The 18428-nt window shown below is 61.9% G+C and carries 14 protein-coding genes, 1 tRNA gene and 1 riboswitch; of the genes, 6 read left to right on the forward strand and 9 right to left on the reverse strand.

Translation table 11 applies throughout. The annotated features are described in order from the left end of the window. Positions 1-200: 200 nt before the first annotated feature. Entirely contained in the window at positions 201-485 is a 285-nt protein-coding gene (locus LKK40_RS02320; protein WP_162000702.1) for an ArsR/SmtB family transcription factor, read from the reverse strand. 186 nt (positions 486-671) lie between these two features. Between LKK40_RS02320 and LKK40_RS02325 the strand changes: the two genes are divergently transcribed. Continuing rightward, on the forward strand, positions 672-1916 hold the full coding sequence (locus tag LKK40_RS02325; protein ID WP_304308834.1) for an MFS transporter: 1245 nt from the start codon (positions 672-674) through the stop codon (positions 1914-1916). Positions 1917-2138: 222 nt separating this feature from the next. On the opposite strand, the gene LKK40_RS02330 is transcribed toward LKK40_RS02325, so the two are convergent. Next, positions 2139-2684 carry an NADPH-dependent FMN reductase gene (locus LKK40_RS02330; protein WP_304308835.1) on the reverse strand — a complete coding sequence of 182 codons (546 nt, stop codon included), beginning with the start codon at positions 2682-2684 and terminating at the stop codon, positions 2139-2141. Positions 2685-2910: 226 nt separating this feature from the next. On the opposite strand from LKK40_RS02330, the gene LKK40_RS02335 reads away from it, so the two are divergent. Beyond that, positions 2911-4098 carry a hypothetical protein gene (locus LKK40_RS02335; RefSeq protein WP_304308836.1) on the forward strand — a complete coding sequence of 396 codons (1188 nt, stop codon included), beginning with the start codon at positions 2911-2913 and terminating at the stop codon, positions 4096-4098. 160 nt (positions 4099-4258) lie between these two features. Here LKK40_RS02335 and LKK40_RS02340 read toward each other — a convergent pair whose 3' ends face one another. From LKK40_RS02340 to rplS, 4 genes are all read right to left on the reverse strand, one after another. Continuing rightward, positions 4259-5374 carry a LacI family DNA-binding transcriptional regulator gene (locus LKK40_RS02340; RefSeq protein WP_434735096.1) on the reverse strand — a complete coding sequence of 372 codons (1116 nt, stop codon included), beginning with the start codon at positions 5372-5374 and terminating at the stop codon, positions 4259-4261. 132 nt (positions 5375-5506) lie between these two features. Continuing rightward, complete coding sequence (locus LKK40_RS02345; protein ID WP_304308962.1) at positions 5507-6322, reverse strand: ribonuclease HII; 816 nt, start codon at positions 6320-6322, stop codon at positions 5507-5509. A 55-nt stretch (positions 6323-6377) separates the two neighbouring features. Beyond that, the gene (gene lepB, locus LKK40_RS02350) at positions 6378-7136 is read right to left on the reverse strand and encodes a signal peptidase I (protein WP_304308964.1); all 759 of its coding nucleotides are present in this window, start codon (positions 7134-7136) and stop codon (positions 6378-6380) included. 392 nt (positions 7137-7528) lie between these two features. Continuing rightward, positions 7529-7894, reverse strand: a complete 366-nt coding sequence (rplS, locus tag LKK40_RS02355; protein ID WP_304308838.1) for a 50S ribosomal protein L19 — start codon at positions 7892-7894, stop codon at positions 7529-7531. Between the two features lie 405 nt (positions 7895-8299). After that, positions 8300-8457: riboswitch (M-box (ykoK) riboswitch) on the forward strand. A 607-nt stretch (positions 8458-9064) separates the two neighbouring features. Between rplS and LKK40_RS02360 the strand changes: the two genes are divergently transcribed. Next, positions 9065-10822 (forward strand): ABC transporter permease, encoded by a 1758-nt coding sequence (locus tag LKK40_RS02360; RefSeq protein WP_304308840.1) that lies wholly within the window; start codon positions 9065-9067, stop codon positions 10820-10822. A 100-nt stretch (positions 10823-10922) separates the two neighbouring features. Beyond that, a complete protein-coding gene (locus tag LKK40_RS02365) occupies positions 10923-12614 on the forward strand; it encodes an ABC transporter ATP-binding protein (RefSeq protein ID WP_304308842.1) in 1692 nt (563 codons plus the stop codon). 212 nt (positions 12615-12826) lie between these two features. Here LKK40_RS02365 and pgi read toward each other — a convergent pair whose 3' ends face one another. Then, complete coding sequence (gene pgi, locus LKK40_RS02370) at positions 12827-14524, reverse strand: glucose-6-phosphate isomerase (protein WP_304308843.1); 1698 nt, start codon at positions 14522-14524, stop codon at positions 12827-12829. A gap of 173 nt (positions 14525-14697) precedes the next feature. Continuing rightward, on the reverse strand, positions 14698-15846 hold the full coding sequence (locus tag LKK40_RS02375; protein WP_304308845.1) for a mannose-1-phosphate guanylyltransferase: 1149 nt from the start codon (positions 15844-15846) through the stop codon (positions 14698-14700). Positions 15847-15996: 150 nt separating this feature from the next. On the opposite strand from LKK40_RS02375, the gene LKK40_RS02380 reads away from it, so the two are divergent. Then, a tRNA-Thr gene (locus LKK40_RS02380) sits at positions 15997-16072 on the forward strand. Between the two features lie 131 nt (positions 16073-16203). On the opposite strand, the gene LKK40_RS02385 is transcribed toward LKK40_RS02380, so the two are convergent. Next, complete coding sequence (locus LKK40_RS02385; RefSeq protein WP_304308846.1) at positions 16204-17238, reverse strand: YdcF family protein; 1035 nt, start codon at positions 17236-17238, stop codon at positions 16204-16206. Between the two features lie 170 nt (positions 17239-17408). On the opposite strand from LKK40_RS02385, the gene LKK40_RS02390 reads away from it, so the two are divergent. Further along, positions 17409-18398, forward strand: coding sequence for a polyprenyl synthetase family protein (locus tag LKK40_RS02390; protein ID WP_304308848.1), 990 nt, complete (start codon positions 17409-17411; stop codon positions 18396-18398). The last annotated feature ends 30 nt before the right edge of the window (positions 18399-18428 follow it).

Consider the following 18428-nt stretch of genomic DNA (forward strand, 5'->3'; position numbering starts at 1 on the left):
CGATAATAGCCGTCCTTGTGGGACTTGCCTTGACAAGCGATAGTAAAGGCTGACCTGTATTTCAGGAAGGGCTTGACCATCATGCGGACACAATGGGCACAGTCAGGCGCGCTCAATTGCATGAATCAGGCGCATGTCATTGCGAAACGCGCACGCGGCTACGACTATGCCTATGGCTATGGCTATGGCTATATCTATGCCTACAACGCCGAAAGCAGCCCCGGCAAATAGCGGTCGACCACGTCCTTGCGGATGGCGACCGTTTTCGCCTGCCCGACCTTGCGCGTCGTGACCAGCCCCGCCTGCTTGAGAATCTTGATGTGGTACGAGATGTTCTGCTTCGTCGTATCCTCGGCGATCATCTCGCCAAGATCGGCGCAACTGCATACTTCGCCCTTGCTGTAGAGATCCCTGACGATCTTGAGCCGCCCTTCGTCGGACAGCGCCTTGAAAATGCTCACCTTGGCCGCGTCATTAGTCTCCATGCCCCAAGGGTATCGCACTGTGTCGCCGCTGCGGATGGCGTCCTTCTCCAAGCGCAGCGTTCGGCTGACAGCACAGCATACAGACTGTCGTCTGGACGAGGTATCTTGTCTCAAGAGTCAAATATATTTTTGACTCTTTTACCAAAGATATGACACAAACCCAATGATTAGAGAAGAAAGCTCATTGTGAAGAAATACATTCCGCTGTTTTTCGTGCTGATGTTCATCGTGGGGACGGACACCTTCCTCGTCTCGCCGCTGCTGCCGACGCTCTCGGCGCTGTACCATATCCCTACCGCGCAATCGGGGTGGATCACGAGCGCGTACGCCATCGGCTACGTCATAGCCGCTCTGCTGGCCGGACCGATCTCCGACAATCGCGACAAGAAGAAGGTGCTGGTCGGCGGCTTCCTCGGGTTCGCACTTGCCACGTTCCTATGCGGCTTCGCATTCACTTTTCCGCTGATGCTGCTGTTTCGCTTTCTGGCTGGCGTGTCCACCGCCATTGCCAGCCCGCAGATCTGGGCGTCCATCCCCGTGGTCATCGAGCGCAGATACGTGATTCGCGCCATGGGCTACGTGGGCGCGGCGCTGTCCGTCTCCCAGCTGGCCGGCGTGCCGATTAGCAGCTTCCTCGCATCCGTCACATGGCGGCTGCCGTTCCTCGTCATCGGCGGCGTATCGCTGATCCTGTGCTTGGTCACGCAACTTATGCTGCCGACGCTCAACCCAAACCCAGCACCGCAAGCATCTGCGGCGGGTGATTCTGCGCAGCAGGCACGGGCGACGCGAGAGTCGCACGTGTCGCAGCCGTCACTGTCGCAGCCGCAACAACGCAGCAGCTTCCTGCAAACCTATGCATCCGTCCTGTCGAACCGGATGTCTCTCGCCGTGCTGCTTGGCTACTTCCTGTTCCAGCTGGGCAACTTCAGCGTGCTCAACTTCATCGGCACCTGGTTCAACAAGGACTTCCAGCTCTCGCTGACCAGCATCGGCACGGCGATGATCTTCATCGGCATCGGCAATCTGATCGGCACCGTCTTCGGCAGCCGGCTCTCCGAACGGCTCGGCATCCGCACGTCACTGCTGCTCGGCTTCGGCGTGCTGTTCGCGCTGTATCTAGCTTTGCCCTTCGCGCCCAGCCCAGTGTTCGCGACCATCGGCCTGACGCTCGTGATGCTGGTCAACGGCTTCATCTTCCCGCTGTTCATGACGCTGCTGCAGAGCACGTCGACCAACGCGCGCAGCACCATGTCCTCGCTCGGCAACGCGGCCATGTACGCCGGTTCCAGCGTCGCCGGCATCATCGGCGGCAGCCTCATCACCGCATTCCCCAGCTTCTTCGGCATCGCCTATTTCACCATCATCGCCTATGTGCTCTCCCTAGCCGTCTACACCGCCAGCGGCAGCCTCAACAGCGCTGGCAAATAGCATCCGGAACATTCGGCATTCCCTGCAATCAATTGGCTCAATTGGCCGAGAAGAAGCGGTTCTGCCTTGCCCCAGCACGGCTGCGCCCCAAAGCGCCCCGCTATGATGATGCCGCAGTCGCGCGGCGTATGCGGAGCGACTGCGGCATCATCAGAGGGTGAGCGGTTCACGACCATCTCGGGCATTACCAGAGCATGCCGCGGACTATCACAACATGACGCGTTACTTGGCCGCGCTTGAGCTCTCGACGTGCTTGACGAAGGCCTCGGCGAAGGACTTGATGAAGCCTTCGGCAGACGACGCGAGCTCGCCGTTCTCATCGAAGCCGGTGAGCGCGTTGAAATAGACCTCGGGCTGGCCCATGAGCTTCGTGTCGAGGAACACCAGCACGTTGCGCAAGGCGGCCTGCGCCTGCGTGGCACCCAGCGCACCGCCCGACGCACCGATAAGCGCAGCCGGCTTGCCGGCGAAGGAGCTTTGGCCCCACGGGCGCGAACCCCAGTCGATGGCGTTCTTCAGCACGCCGGAGAAGCTGCGGTTGTATTCGGGCGTGACGAACAGCACGCCGTCAGCGCCTTCGACGAGCTGCTTGAGCGCGGTGGCTTCGGGCGGGAAGTCAGCTTCGAGATCCTGATTAAACAGCGGCAGGTTCAGATTCGCGTAGACGAATTCGGTGCCCTCCGGTGCCAGCCGCTCGACGCTTTTAGCGAGTCGCAGATTGTAGGAGTCTTTGCGCAGCGAACCGACAAGGACGGCGATGGTGGTCATGGTTATTCTCTTTTCATTCGAGGGTGTCATAAGTTTCAAACTGATAGAAGCTTGAGTGAGCACTATCGTATGGGATAACGCGCACCTTCTGTCGCGATTGCCCTAATAGAAAAGCGGGAATAATTTACCCATCTCGTAAACTGGGGAGCATTATGTGCAGTTTGAGGCGCGGCAGTCGTGGCATATGCTCGGCACAGCGCTTGGCGAAGATGGAAAGGCGGCACGGTTGAACGCAGTTCGCAAGGCCACGGTTCGCGATATCACAGCCCACGATGCCACGGTTCGTAACGATGCAATTCGTACGGCCGTAGATTCCATTCCCAAGACGCTGCATGTCATCAGCCCGCTCGGCTGGATCGCCGAGGCCTTCGCTATACCGCAAGACAGTGCTGCCGCGGATTGCGCGGCAGGACACATCCTCGGCTGGCGCATCGTGCAGCATTCCGCATTGGAACCGGCGCGAGACCTCGCCGATGACGCCATATGGATAGCCCCAGAAGCCTTGGTATCGCTCAATGCGTGGCGCGAACGACAGGATTTGGAACCGCTGATGTTTCGCGCCCCGCGACCGGACTGGCCCGATCTGCTGCCCAGCGACTTGTCGGGTAGAAGCATGCTGATTGGTACCGTTGCCGAGATTGCAGCCTGGCATGAATTTCCGGCAGGCCTCGGCCCTCAGCCGTGGTCGCAGCTGTGCAACGGCCGGGTTGCCGGGTTCAATGCGGCGCGACGCGATCTGGACGCCGTGCAATCAGTCGTCAGCGATGCGCCCGCCGAGTCGAATATCATGCTGAGCGAGCATATGCCCGGCATCAGCGAGGAATGGAATGTGCTCGTGCGCCACGGCGTCGCTGCGGCCGCGAGCCCGTATTGTCTCCACACTCCCCCGGACAGCCATGCCATCGTCACGGTGTTCGACCTGCCCGCAGACGGCCTTTATGGAACTTCCGAATCTGCATACTCACAGCCCGACCATCCACAACTCGCGTATCCGCAATCCACGCATCCACAGCCCGAGTCTCTACAATCCGCGCACCCGCAGTTTGCATATACACAGTGGCATTTTCACCAACGCTATCGTGCAATCGCCGCACAGGCGGCTGAACGCGCTGCAGCGGCGACCGGAACGAGCGACGCCAGCATGCTCATCGCCTTCCGAGCCGAAGGCGATGCCCCGATCATTCTTGAAATCGATCCCGTCTGGTGCTCGACCCCGTATCCATACGACACGCAGGGCATGCACGCCTTCATAGAATCCATCACCGAAGCCCGGATGTTTCCCTCCGCCCGCCTTGTATCGCATCCGCACGCGCTCGACGCCCCTGCAACCAGACAGCAGCAGGACAGTGATTCCCCGTTCATCCCCGACCCGTGGATGGTCGCGCGATATGCCAACCGCTACCGCAGCTACTGACGCCGCTTCCACTTGAACTTCAGCACCGCAGCATATGCCAACGCAGGCAGCGTAAACAGTCACCCTTTATCCGGACCGGGCACATGGCAAGCGCAGATTCATAAGTCGTTCAAGTTCGGCGCCTCACACCCAATCAATCGGCAGCTCGATATCCGGTCGCTCACGTGCGCGGGATTGGTCCTAGCGAGGCACGCTTGATTACTTTCGCGGGAATAAGTCCCACTCCATGCGCCGCCGCAGCGAACGCGGTCTCCTCGCCCTCGCCGAGCAGACGCAAGGCCTCGCGCATTGCAGCGACGCCCATCTGGTCGAAATCGGGGCGAACCGTGGTCAGCGGCGGGTAAAGATCGCCCATCCCCGGCATATCGTCGAAGCCGACCACGCTGATATCGCGCGGGACGCGAAGCCGGTGCTCATGCAAGGCGCGGATGACGCCGACGGCCTGCGCATCGTTGGCCGTGACGACGACGGTCGGGCGGATTGAACCGCTCGAACCGAAATGGTCGAGTACGTGGTTCATACGGCCGTAGGCCTCCGAGGACTCCCACGATTCGCACTGCTCGACATGCGACGATATGGACAACGCCTGCGATGACTTGCTCCAAGACAGTCTACGCGTCGTCGCATCGCGCCACTGCGGCGGGCCGGCGAAATACAGCGCCGAACGGTGGCCATAGCCGGCGACCAGCTGTGCCACCTCCGCCATCGCGCCCCACTGGTCAATGCCGACAAGTGCAGTATGACGCCGATCATCGGGATGCTCCAACCGGCCGGCCTCGCGCATGCCCAGCGCCCCGTGCGTGGAGGTGAGCAGCACGCGCGGCTGATCGAGCCGCACCCGGCATGCCGCGCGGAACATCATGTCAGTAGGGGTCAGAAACAGGAAGGCATCGACATTTTGCTCGTCAAAGGTCTCACACAGCCCGTTGAACTCCTCCTGCGTACACTGCGCCTCCTGCACCAGCGAAACCGACATGAACAGCCCACGCGCATGCGCCAAGGCCTCAATGGCGGCAATGGCTGAAATTGCGCTGTAGAATCGCAGCCCTCCGGCGATCAGCCCTATCGTGCGCGAACGCTTCGAGGCGAGCGCTCTCGCCGAGTTGCTGGGGTGATAGTCGAGCGCGGCGATGGCCTCCTGCACCTTGGCGCGCGTGGCGGAGGAGACGTCGGGTGAGTTGTTGATGACCCTCGACACGGTCTGATGGCTGACTCCCGCCAGCTTCGCCACTTCGAACATCGACGGGCGCTTGCCGCTGCCATGACTCGTCCTCATCCTGCCTCCCTGCGCATGCTGCCATTCTTGTAGGCCCATCTTGTGGCTGATCCTTTGGTCGCCGTCATTGGGACCGCAAACATGCATGTATGCAATCGAGCATACCGCGTGTTTTGTAACGGCGAACTTAGCTCACACCAAATGCCAGGAGCGGCGGTGGAGATCGGTTGCGCCGTAGCGCGCGATGGCCTCGCGATGGGCTGCGGAGCCGTAGCCCTTGTTATGGTCCCATTGGTAGGGCCGATATAGGTCGTTGCCGCGCGCGATGCTGACCATGAGCCGGTCTCGGGTCACCTTGGCGATGACGGAGGCGGCAGCCACGCTGGCGCATCGCTGGTCGGCCTTGACCAAGGTGACCACATGAGCCGCAATGGGCACATCCGGGGCGTCGAAGGTATTCAGCGCTTTGGTGATGTAGTCGTTCGGGCCATCGAGTATGGCACCGACGCGCAGTGCCGAAGGCGCAGCAATCGAAGCCGGTGCTGTAATGGGAGACGACGCAGCGTTAGAAGACGCAGTGCTGGAAGACACAGCGGCATCGACAGTATTCCCCGCATGAGTCTCAGCATCGAGACCAAGCGTGCGTTCGACGCCGTTGAGCGCGCGCAATGCCGCCACTCCCAAGGCATGCGAGATGCCCCACTCGTCGATTTCCGCGTTGCTCGCCTGCCCGACCGCATGAGCAGCGCACCACGTCTGCAATGGCTCGAACAGCGCCTCACGTCGATGCTCGGTCAGCAGCTTGGAATCAGCCAGCCTCTCCGGCACCCCATAGTCAGGCAGCCTGCGGGCCCAAATCGCCGCAGCGCCGACCATAACCGGCCCTGCCAGCGCGCCACGGCCCACCTCGTCGAAGCCGACGATCAGATCGAAGCCCTGGCCTGCCAGCTCGTTCTCAAGATCCAGCGTCGGTTTACGATGCACGCGAGGCTCGCTTTGCCCCGCCATCTCACTGAGCTGTACTGCCTCACTGAATTGCGCCGTTTCACCGAACTGCGTTGCCTCACTGAATCGTGCCATCAGGCACCTTGTCGAAGACCTCGTGATGCCCGCTCAGCGAGCCGATGCGCCCGAACGGCCAATATGTCGTCAGCGCCACGCCGGCGATATCGTTGACGGGCACCAAACCATTGGCTCCATCATCCTGATGGTAGCGCGAATCGGCGGAATTCGAACGGTTGTCGCCCATAACGAAGACATGGCCGGGCGTCACATGCACACGGAAGGGAAAGTCGCTCGGCTCGACGCCAGGGCGGGTGTACGAAGTCTCGTTGATGGCCACGCCGTTGATCGTCACCGGCTTGCCCGCGCCCGCGCATTCCACGACATCGCCCGGCAGCCCGATAAGCCGCTTGATGAGGTCGTCGCTCGCGAAACGGTTGCCCTCATCGTTCAGCCAATTCGCCGGATCCTTGAAGACGACGACATCGCCGCGATGCAGATGGAAGTATTTCGGCGTGAGCTTGGTGGTGATGACCCGGTCGCCTATCTGAATGGTGTCCATCATCGACCCCGAGGGAATCGTATAGAAACCCAGCAGGAAAATCCGCACCAGCAGCACAATCAGAATCGGGATGCCGCACCAGATCAGCGTGTCGCGCCACCCCATACGCCCGTCATCGGCAGCGGCGGGAGCGGAATTCGCATGCTCAGGCCCATGCCGGCGGGCAGCCGGAACGGGGTCAACGCCGTGGTCGGCGACTTCGAGGATATGGGAGTCTTGGGAATCGCTCTCATCGCTCGCCGCATCGGCCTGCTGCATATGCTCCTCCGAATCGTAGCGGGAGCCTGAGGTCCCAGTCTGCATGGGCAATCCCCCGGTCTGCGCCGTTATTAGTTGCGCCGTCACTTGTGTCTGTGCGCCATTGTGCGCCATCATACCGACCGAAGCCTACAGCCGGGACGCCGCACGACGTCAAGATTGCGGACAATGAGTCGCTCGGACTTTCGTCACGCAATACCCCGATTTTGCGTGACGAAAATACTAGGACCGCCAACTTCTAGTAGCGTTGTCACGCAAAACGCCTTGTTTGCGTGACGTGAGTACTAGGAGCGCCAACTCGCCATCAACCCCGCAGAACGCCAGTGGCCCGGCCAATCACAAGGATTGCCGGGCCACCGCTGATGCGCATGCGCATCAGATGAGCAGCAAAATCACTTCGCGCTGTTGTCGCGACGCTCGACGATGCGAGCGGCCTTGCCGCGCAGCGAGCGCAGGTAGTACAGCTTCGCGCGACGCACGCGACCCTTGCGCACCAGCTTGATCGAATCGATCGCCGGGGAGTGCAGCGGGAAGCGGCGCTCGACGCCGGTGCCGAAGCTGACCTTGCGCACGATGAAGGTCTCGCGCACGCCAGTGCCCTGACGGGCGATCACCACGCCGGTGAACGTCTGGATACGGGAGTTGTTGCCTTCCTGAATCTTGACGTTGACGTCGACGGTGTCGCCGGGGCGGAACTCCGGAATGCTGTCGATGGACTTCATATGAGCGGCATCAAATGCCTCAATGGCGTTAACCATGATTATCTCCTGTCGCTGCCGCATACCAGCGCACATCCTTTGGACTCGCTGCCGACGTTGCTACCAACGTACTGACAGTGTGCCCAACAATCTGTATTTCCAGCGCGTTGCCCTGGAAAGCCAGCCGATTCGCCTCGCAGCCCTTGCGGGAGCGCGGCTGAACCCCGGTGAAGCGACGAACCTATGCGGCGGCTCGTCACTCGACACAGCAAAGCACTATCATAAGCGATTCGCCAGACAGCAGCGAAGCGGGCTTCGCCATCCGCGAGTCTTAGGAAACGCAGACGAAAACGCAGTCACACGGCAAGCCCTGTGGTCCATATGTTCTGCACAATCGCTGCACAGCGTCACGGCGACACTCCGGTTGCACCGCGATTGACAAATCCAGCCAGGGGCTTTAGCTTGAAGTCGAATCGGTAGGTAAGGCTACCGCAGGGATATGGATCGCTGCCGCAAACCAGTGGAGACACTGCGCGCAGGTCAGCAGTTCTTGTCGAGTCAAGGCATGAACTAATGCGATGCCACCGCCCTGCGAAGCTGAAGCTCAGACGATGACGAGTTGATGGACGGCTATCGTGCCGCGCCACCTCCCCGCAACTGTTTCGGGCGATCTGCCGAGCAGCGTATCCGACCGGATGCGCTGACGCTTAAGTTCAATGAGCACAGAGTTCAGCTGGCACAAAGCCCAGCTGGCGCAGGACGCAAGGAGGTGATGGATCATGAGCGACGAACTTCCCAGTAGTTGTCGTTACGCAACGCAATGCAGCGTGCTCATGCCAATCGCACGCCGCTTCCCTGTTTCATCCTTATGTGTTTTATCCCTATGACTTGGTCTCGGTCTCGTATAACCGACTTTGCCTGTCGCCGACGCTAATCGTCCCGTTTCCGCGTGACGCCGTATCACTGCGTTATGTCACGTACATGCGTTCACGTCTATCGCATGACGTGAGCATGGCATGAGCCTGACGTGAGAACGCCATGATGTGCGACATGCTGCACATGCCAAAACAGTGCGCAGCAGAGTGTACGCAACGGACGGCGTCACGGCGCATGACATTGGTAGACCGCGCAGCCAGCACATGGATGAATCAGGGCCCGACCCGAATCATTCATATCATGCCGTGATCGGCTTCCAGCAATGGACCACGGCCAAGGCACAAAGGACGCCTCATGACCATATTCACTACCGTCCGGACTCCGGCAACGCAGTCCAAGAGCCCAATCGCCACCCAACGGCGCATCATATCCGACTGCCTGGTGGTGGCCGGAATCCTCGCCGTGTTCGGCGCGCTGGCCTATCTGACTCCGGGCGTCGTCGCACCCGTCGGCCCGCAGGGAATTCCTTCGAGCGTGCCCACGAACCTAGGCGCCCTGCCCTATGACGTGATGCGCTCGGTGCTGCGCATGGCCATAGCGCTGGCGTTCTCCTTCGTTTTTTCGGTGCTGTACGGGCTGGCCGCTGCCCGCTCGCGCCGCGCCGGCAAGGTGCTTATCCCGCTGCTCGACGTGCTGCAGTCCGTGCCGATTCTCGGCTTCCTCTCGGCCACGGTGACCATATGGCTGGCGCTCTTCCCCGGTTCGATGCTGGGCGTGGAAGCCGCGTCTATCTTCGCGATCTTCACCAGCCAAGCCTGGAATATGACCTTCGCCTTCCACCGCTCGCTGCTGAGCGAGCCGGCGGAACTCGACGAGGCCGCGCGCATGTTCCGGCTTACGCGCTGGCAGCGGTTCTGGAAGCTCGACATGCCCAACGCCGCGATTCCCATGCTGTGGAACTGCATGATGAGTGTCGGCGGCGGCTGGTTCTTCCTGACCGCCTCGGAGATGATCTCCGTCAACAACCGCACCTACGCACTTCCCGGCATCGGCAGCTATGTCGCCGCAGCCAGCAGCCAAGGCGACTTCGGCAAGGTCGGCTGGGCCATCGTCGCGATGATCGTCGTCGTGCTGGCCATCGATGGCCTGGTATGGAAGCCGCTGACCGCATGGGCGGAGAAGTTCCGCATCACTCAGAGCGAATCCTCCATGCAGCGCACGAGCCTGGTGCTCACCATCATCCGCCAGTCCCACATCGATGACTGGCTGGGCATGCTGCTGCGCCCCGTCGGCGATCTGCTCGACCGCGTCATGCGCCCGCTGGGCCGCACCGGCTCGACCCGCGCTCCCAAGGCCAGCCGCCAGCGCGTCGGCGATATCGCATTCAATATCGTCATCGCCGTGGCGCTCATCACTGGAACCGCAGCATTGCTCGGCTCCATCAAGTCCACCATCGGATTCGGCGAGACATGGCACATCATCACTTTGGGAAGCCTGACCTTCCTGCGCGTGGTGCTGCTGACCATCGTATGCTCAGTCATCTGGGTGCCAATCGGCGCGATGATCGGCATGAACCCGCGACTGTCGCGCTTCATGCAGCCCATCGTGCAGGTTCTGGCGAGCTTCCCGGCCAATTTCCTCTTCCCCTTCGTCATCTTGTGGTTCCTCGCATGGCACATCGACCTCGGCTGGGGCTCCATCCTGCTCATGGCGCTGGGCACGCAATGGTACATCCTGTTCAACGTGATCGCCGGCGCCAGCCAGATTCCCGACGATTTGCGCGAGATGGCGGCGAATATGCGCCTGCCGCGCATCATGCGCTGGACCAAGCTGATTCTGCCCGCCGTCTTCGGCTCCTGGTGCACCGGCGGCATCACTGCGGCAGGCGGCGCGTGGAACGCCTCCATTATCGCGGAATACGTCGAATCAGGCAGGCACACGCTCACCACGCCTGGCCTGGGCTCGTACATCACCGAAGCGACGGCGGTCGGCGACACGATGAAGACGCTGGTCGGCGTCGTGGTGATGAGCCTGTTCGTCGTCGCAGTCAACCGGCTGTTCTGGAACCCGCTCGAACGGTACGCCGCCAAGCGATTCGCAATCACCGCCTGAACACGCGGCCCGCGCGGCAGGAACGGCTGACGCCGGCATATGCGAATGATTAGAAACAATGACAATGACAATGACAATGAACAATACTCAAGGACGCACTATGACGAACTTCACCTTCAAGAACGCAGCAGCCGCAGACACCACAATCAGGAATGCCGCGAGCAAGCGGGTGACCACGACCCGCGCCGAATTCGCGCATCTCGACGCCACCCACGGCAATATCATCAGCGCGCAGCACATCTCCCAGCGCTTCGCCACGGACAAGAAGACGGATCTCACCGTGCTCGACGACATCTCCTTCACGCTCTATGACAATGAGATCGTCGCCATTCTCGGCCGCTCCGGCGCCGGCAAATCGACATTCCTGCGCATTCTCGCCGGACTCGTCCAGCCCAGCGAGGGCAGCGTCGAATACCGCGGAGCACCGTTGAACGGGCCGAATCCCGGCGTTTCCCTCGTCTTCCAGACCTTCGCGCTCATGCCGTGGCTCACTGTCCAGGCCAACGTGGAGCTGGGGCTTGAAGCTCGGGGCATGCCCCGGAGCCAGCGGCGCGACGTGGCTCTCGCGGCCATCGATGCCATCGGTCTCGACGGCTTCGAATCGGCGTATCCCAAGGAATTGTCCGGCGGCATGCGCCAGCGCGTCGGCATCGCCCGCGCACTGGTGATGCGCCCGGATGCGCTGTTCATGGACGAGCCCTTCTCGGCGCTCGATGTGCTGACTGCGGAGAATCTGCGCCAGGAGGTTCTCAGCCTGTGGAACGGCAAGGACCAGGGCATCCGTTCGATTCTCATGGTCACGCACAATATCGAGGAGGCTGTGGAAATGGCCGACCGCGTCATCGTGTTCGGATCGCATCCGGGCCGGCTCATCGCTCAGACATCAATCGACCTGCCACGGCCGCGCAACCGCCACAGCGCCGAATTCGAAGCACGGGTCGACTACCTGTACTCGGTGCTGACCGGTACGCAGTCGCATCCCCAGACGCCGCGCTCCGCTGCGGGCAAGACTGAAGGCGATGCTGCGACTGCGGCTACGGCAGCGTCTCGACAGGGGCAGGCGACATCAAAGGCTGCTGCAGTGCCGTCGGCACTGTCACAGCCGCCAACATCGCCAACATCGCCAACATCATCAGCATCATCAGCCCCGTCAGACCAGCACAGCGACGCCGCCGAGCACACGCAAGGCATGCAAGCCACAGCCGACAAGGCCGCAGCTACTGCGCAACCAGCAGGCGTAACACCCGCTGGCGCAACGCCCACCGGTACAAACGAATCGCATGCGACGCCGAGGGCGACAGCAGCCGACCAACCGTTCCTGCCCAATGCCACGCCGGGCGGTCTGGCTGGCCTGCTTGATGTGATAGCGGAGAACCCCTCCGGCATAGATCTCGCCGATCTCGCCAGTCTGCTGTCCTTCGAGGTGGACGACCTCTTCCCCCTGATTGATGCGGGAGCGATGCTCCGCGTGCTGGCCGTCCGCGAAGGGCGCGTGCGGCTCACCGATCAGGGCTGGGCATGGCACGATGCGGACATTCTGGGCTCGAAACAGGTCTTTGCGCGGTTGGCCTTGCAGCACGCTCCCCTCGTGCGCACCATCGATCTCGCTCTCAAACAGTCGGAAACCGGTCGTCTGCGCGGTGAACTGGTGCTCAATCTGCTGCGCAACCGCCACGAGGATGCCAAGGCATGGCAGCAGTTCCACATCGCCGTCACATGGGGCCGCTACGGCGAGCTCTTCGATTATGATGCCGACGACGACCTGCTCATCATCGACGAGGAGAACAGGTAATAAGCGTCACCTTTTGACCGCTAACACATGGCTGACGTACATTTCGTAACGTTAATAGGCTGATTTGCGTCGCCTTTTGTACGCCAGCCTCGCGTTATCGGTCAAAAAGCGACGCCGAGGCACGACGGCAGCGTCACAACGCCCGCACTATCTCCGTGATAGTGCGGGCGTTGTGACGTTCGAGGCGAGGAATCGCTGTCAGAACTGATATATCAGAACTTGCGGTGCTCGCGGTAGAACTTGATCAAGCCCTGGGTGGAGGCGTCCTGCTGCGCGAGGGCGTCATCATCCTGCGAAATCGCGGGAGTGATCTGCTTGGCGAGCTGCTTGCCCAGCTCCACGCCCCACTGGTCGTAGGAATCCAGGCCCCACACGGTGCCTTCGACGAAGGTGATGTGCTCATAGAGCGCAATCAGCTCGCCCAGCGAGAACGGGGTCAGCGCGTCGCCAAAAATCGAAGTGGTCGGGCGGTTGCCTGCGAAGACGCGCGCCGGCACGATCTCCTCGGCTGTGCCTTCCTCACGCACTTCGTCAGCGGTCTTGCCGAAGGCCAGCGCCTTGGTCTGCGCGAGGTAGTTGCCCAGGAACAGCTCGTGCACATCCTGGCCGCCGTCCTTGGTCGGGTTCGGCGTATTGGCGAAAGCGATGAAGTCGGCCGGAATGAGCTGCGTGCCCTGATGGATGAGCTGGTAGAAGGCGTGCTGGCCGTTCGTGCCGGGCTCGCCCCAGAAGATCTCGCCAGTCTCGGTGGTGACGGGCGTGCCGTCCCAGCGCACGGACTTGCCGTTGGATTCCATCGTGAGCTGCTGCAGGTAGGCCGGGAAGCGGTGCAGGTACTGGTCGTAGGGCAGCACCGCGTGCGACGCGGCCTTGAAGAAGTTGCGGTACCAGACGTTGAGCATGCCCAGCAGCACGACGGCGTTCTTATCGAACGGCGTGGTGGCGAAGTACTCGTCAATCGCGTGGAAGCCGTGCAGGAACTCCTCGAAGCGCTCCGGCCCGAAGACCACGGCGAGCGAGGTGCCCACTGCGGCGTCGACGGAGTAGCGGCCGCCGACCCAGTTCCAGAAGCCGAAGGCGTTGGTGGGGTCGATGCCGAATTCGGCGACCTTCTCGAGATTCGTGGAGACGGCCACGAAGTGCTTGCTCACCGCTTCGGAATTCTTCTCGTCCGAACCGTCGACAGCGCCGGCGGCCTTGAGGCCCTTCAGCAGCCAAGTACGCGCCTCGCGGGCGTTGGTCAGCGTTTCGAGCGTGGTGAAGGTCTTGGAGACGATGATGAACAGCGTGGTCTCCGGGTCCAGGCCCTTGGTCTTCTCAGCGATGTCATTGGGGTCGATGTTGGAGATGTAGCGTGCGCTGATGCCCGCGTCCGCATAGGCCTTGAGTGCCTCGTACACCATGACGGGGCCGAGGTCGGAGCCGCCGATGCCGATGTTGACGACCGTGGTGATCTTCTTGCCGCTCACGCCGGTCCACTCGCCGGAGCGAACCCTGTCGGCGAAGGCGTAGATGCGCGAAAGCACTTCGCGCACGTCCTTGACCGTGTCCTGGCCATCGACGATGAACTTGCCCTCGTCCTCGGCCGGGCGGCGCAGCGCGGTGTGGAGCACGGCGCGATCCTCGGTGTTGTTGATATGCACGCCGGTGTACATCGCCTTGGTGCGCTCATCGAGCTTGACGGCCTTGGCAAGGTCGGCGAAGAGCGCCAGCGTCTCGGGCTTGATCAGGTTCTTGGACAGGTCGAAGTGCAGATCGCCTGCGTCGAAGCTGAGCTTATCGACACGCGATGCATCATTGGCGAACCAGGTCTTGAGGTCTACGCCCTCATCCTGAAGCTGGTCGAAATGCTGCTGCAGCGCAGCCCATTCGGGCGTCTGCGTCGCATCGATAGGAGGATTGATGGCCATGTATGGTCCTTTCGTCGTCACTACGAACCAGTGCGGCATACGGACGGCTGCAATGCTCGCAGCGCGGTCACGCTGATTCCTTCAGTTCACAAGATACTCACAAAATAGGACAGCGGACGCGCCCCGGCGATGCTCCGGCGAGGCCCCGGCGACCCACGCCTACAAGGCCATGCCTACAGAATGGCGTCCCGGCCTTCGTCCTGCAGATGCGACACGACGGATTTGATCTCCTGGCTGCGGGCGCGGGGGGCGATGAGCAGGGCGTCCGGCGTGTCGGCCACGACCATGTCATTGACCCCGAGCAGCACGATCGTGCGCCCGGACATGGGCGCGACCACGTCTCCGGCGGAATCGAGGCACACCACCTGGTCGGTGTCTCCCATGACCTTGAGATTGCGCTCATTCACGCTGGGGAGCAGAGCCGCCACCGAGTTGAAATCGCCGATGTCGTCCCAGCCGAAGTCGCCCGGGATCACCGCGACGCCGCCGCTCAAGCTCAGCGGCTCCGCCACGGCGTAGTCGAAGGCAATCTTCTCGATGCCCGACCAGTAACGGGCCATGGCCTCGTCCACGGCCTCCTCCCTAGTTGCGGCAGGAGCCATATAGGCGTCGGCGATGCGCGAAATCGCCTCGAACATCGCCGGTCTGCTCGTGCTCAGATGACCGAGCAGCACGTCGGCGCGCATCACGAACATGCCGGCGTTCCAGCGGTATTCGCCGGTCGATAGGTACGCCAGCGCAGTGGAAGCGTCGGGCTTTTCCACGAAGCGCTCCACCTCGCGCGCGCTGGGCGCCTGCGGGATACGCGCGGCGAGCGAAGCCCCCTGATGGATGTAGCCGAACGCGGTGGAGGGACGCGAGGCGGCGATGCCGATGGTCGTGACATACCCGGCGCGCGCGGTCGCCACCGCCTGTCGCACCGATTCGGCGAAGGCCTCGCGGCCGCGTATCACATGGTCGGCGGCGAAGGAGCCCACGATGGTCTGCTCGCCGTAGCGCCGCGCGAGCACGGCCGTCGCCAGTGCGATTGCGGCCGTGGAATCGCGGGGAACCGGTTCGGCGAAAATGTTCTCGACATCCACATCGGGCAGCTGCTCGCGCACCGGCTCCACATACCGCCAGCCGGTGCTCACTACGACGTGGTCCTTCCCCGCGAGCGCCGCCAACCGGTCAAAGGTCGACTGCAGCAGCGTGCGCCCCTGGCCGAGCGGATCGAAAAGGAACTTCGGCTTGGCGACGCGGCTGAGCGGCCACAGCCGCGTGCCGGTGCCGCCGGCCGGAATAATCGCGTGGAAATCGCCAAAATCGTTCGTCTCGCTCATGTGCACCATTGTCGCGCAGCGACCGAACAAGGCGGGACACGGTGGAGATACGGCAAGGACACGGCAGGGCCGATCCGCATTGGACAAATTCTAGGGCTTCCAGTACACTCTATTTTTTGTGCGCGAGTGGCGAATGCCGCTCGGGCAGATGCCGCTTTAGCTCAGTTGGTAGAGCGTCTCACTCGTAATGAGAAGGTCGACAGTTCGATTCTGTCAAGCGGCTCCATCTTTTTCGTGTGTGCATATAGCGATTATCCCGCATTCCGCATTGCTTTATCGTGCTTTACCGTTCTTTATCGCTTCAGGTATTACCGTATTAAGCATTACTGCTAGGCATCACCGCATTACCCGTCCGTCCTAAAGACGGCTCGTCAGCCATGGAACGATGACATCGAAGCCGATGAAGCCAATCAGCCACAAGATGGCGATGACAACGTAGGGCCATATGTGGGCGCGGCTGATGGCTACGAATTCGCGGATGAACGCGGTCGGCCAGTAGTAGCCACTCGTGCGGCTGCCGACGCCGTCCGCCTTCAGCCCGATCTGATGCGCGTACTCGCTCGCGCGGAACACGTGGTAGTCGCTGGTCACGAGCGCGGCGCGATAGGCGTGCGGACCCGCGCCGCTGCGCCCGTCCATGATGTCCTTCGAGAATCGCAGGTTCTCCATGGTCGTCGTCGAGCGGTCCTCCATGAGTATGCTCTCCTCGGGAATATGCCGTTCCTCGGTCAGGTATGCGCGCATCGCGGCGGCCTCGCTGACGACTTCGTCGCTGCCCTGCCCGCCGGACACGATGAGCACGCCGTAGCGCTGCTGACGCTCCCACAGCTCCACGGCCTTGTCGATGCGCCCGCGCAGCAGCGGCGTCGGCTTGTCGCCACTCAGCCCCGCGCCGTGGATGATGATGTAGTCATAGCGCCGGTTGCGCGGCATGATGCGGTACAGCCATGAGTATGCGAGCAGCGCGGCGAACGAGAAGAAGAACCACAGGCCTTCGAGCAGCACCAGCCCGATCAGGCTGGCGAGCCAACGCGGCCCGCGGCCGGAGTCCCATGCGTACAGCGCGAGGAAGGCGACCACGGCGAGTGCCAGCGCACCCGGCAGCATGGTGGCCAGCGACAGCCCCTCATGCCGGATGACGCTCACCGAGTTGACCACGAGGAACACAATCACGAGGAACGGCGCCAGACCGACCACCGCAATCGCCAGCACGACAAGCCATACCTGCTGGGAGACCACCAGCCCCGCGCCGATCAGCGACATCACCAGCAGCATGAACCAGATGGCATTGCGGAACTGCCGCGGCTCCTTGATGAACGACACGAGGAACACGGTTCCGAACACGGCTGCGGGCACGAAAAGCACCGCAATCGCCCAAGGACTCAGACTCATCGCTGCACTCCCTTTCTCATCATGGAGCTTCATTGCCTCCCCATCCTACCGGTTCGGATTCGCCGTCGAAAGCTTCGCTCCACCCGCCCGAAATACAAAGGGGGGTCACAAACGCGCCAAACATTGCTATATTGGTAGGGTTTACGGTCGAAGAACGAGAGCGGGAGCGCATGTCAGTACAGCAGGAAATGGCGTTGCAATCGGATATGCGTCGCGTCGTCGAAACGCTTCACCGCGAAGAGACCAACGTCACACCCTACCGCAGCGAGTACCGCCAATTGCTGGACAACCACGGCAAGATGATTCGCGCCACGCTCGTCGTGCTCTTCGCGCGGACCGCCAGCAAAGATTCTGGGAGACTTGACGAGCAGGTGATAACCGGCGCCGCGGCAATCGAAATGCTGCATCTGGCCACGCTTGTGCACGACGATGTGCTCGATTCGGCGCCCATTCGGCGCAACCAGCCCACCGTGCACATTACGGCCGGCAACAAGGCCGCGATATACCTCGGCGATCTGATTCTGTCGCGATACATGGAGATCATGGCCGGAATCGCGCCGAGCACCGATTTTCTGCGTGAACAGGCCTCGACGGTCTGCGAGATCGTCGGCGGCGAGCTGCTGCAGGAATCGGCGCGCCATCACGCCGAGACGACGCTCGACTACTACCGCAAGGCCATCGGGGGCAAAACCGCCGCGCTCTTCCGACTTGCCTGCCTCACCGGCGTGCGGCTGGGTGCGCAAGGTTCGCAGGGTCCCAACGCGTCGCAGCCTGACCCAACGTTGGTGGATACCGCGCGGGCCTTCGGCAACCATCTCGGCATGGCCTTCCAGATCATGGACGACATCGCCGATTTCGACCTCGCCCACGACACCGGCAAGCCCAAGCTCGAAGATGTGGCGGACGGCATCTACACGCTGCCTGTGCTGCTGGCGCTGCGCGACGATCCCGATTTCGCCCAGTTGCTGAGCCGCGATGACCCGCAGGCCGTGGAAGACTACTTGCAGGCTCATCCCGAGCTGCTGGAACGCTCCCGGGACGAGGCCATGCAGCATCTTGACGACGCCGAGGCGTGTCTTGGCGACTTGGCTGGTACTGTCCGTCCAAAGGCGATTGTGCAGCTCAGCGACGTGCTGCACCGCATCCGCAAGCAGCTGTAGTTACAGGCAATTACCACTACAGGCAGTTGT

Origin of the sequence: Bifidobacterium tibiigranuli, from assembly GCF_022655035.1 — a bacterium.
Lineage (GTDB): Bacteria > Actinomycetota > Actinomycetes > Actinomycetales > Bifidobacteriaceae > Bifidobacterium > Bifidobacterium tibiigranuli_A.

Coding starts and splice junctions, on each gene's coding strand:
- LKK40_RS02320 (WP_162000702.1), bottom strand. CDS start 485: ATGGAGACTAATGACGCGGCCAAGGTGAGCATTTTCAAGGCGCTGTCC.
- LKK40_RS02330 (WP_304308835.1), bottom strand. CDS start 2,684: ATGACCACCATCGCCGTCCTTGTCGGTTCGCTGCGCAAAGACTCCTAC.
- LKK40_RS02340 (WP_434735096.1), bottom strand. CDS start 5,374: ATGAGGACGAGTCATGGCAGCGGCAAGCGCCCGTCGATGTTCGAAGTG.
- LKK40_RS02345 (WP_304308962.1), bottom strand. CDS start 6,322: ATGGCGGGGCAAAGCGAGCCTCGCGTGCATCGTAAACCGACGCTGGAT.
- lepB (WP_304308964.1), bottom strand. CDS start 7,136: ATGCAGCAGGCCGATGCGGCGAGCGATGAGAGCGATTCCCAAGACTCC.
- rplS (WP_304308838.1), bottom strand. CDS start 7,894: ATGGTTAACGCCATTGAGGCATTTGATGCCGCTCATATGAAGTCCATC.
- LKK40_RS02360 (WP_304308840.1), top strand. CDS start 9,065: ATGACCATATTCACTACCGTCCGGACTCCGGCAACGCAGTCCAAGAGC.
- LKK40_RS02365 (WP_304308842.1), top strand. CDS start 10,923: ATGACGAACTTCACCTTCAAGAACGCAGCAGCCGCAGACACCACAATC.
- pgi (WP_304308843.1), bottom strand. CDS start 14,524: ATGGCCATCAATCCTCCTATCGATGCGACGCAGACGCCCGAATGGGCT.
- LKK40_RS02375 (WP_304308845.1), bottom strand. CDS start 15,846: ATGAGCGAGACGAACGATTTTGGCGATTTCCACGCGATTATTCCGGCC.
- LKK40_RS02385 (WP_304308846.1), bottom strand. CDS start 17,238: ATGAGTCTGAGTCCTTGGGCGATTGCGGTGCTTTTCGTGCCCGCAGCC.
- LKK40_RS02390 (WP_304308848.1), top strand. CDS start 17,409: ATGTCAGTACAGCAGGAAATGGCGTTGCAATCGGATATGCGTCGCGTC.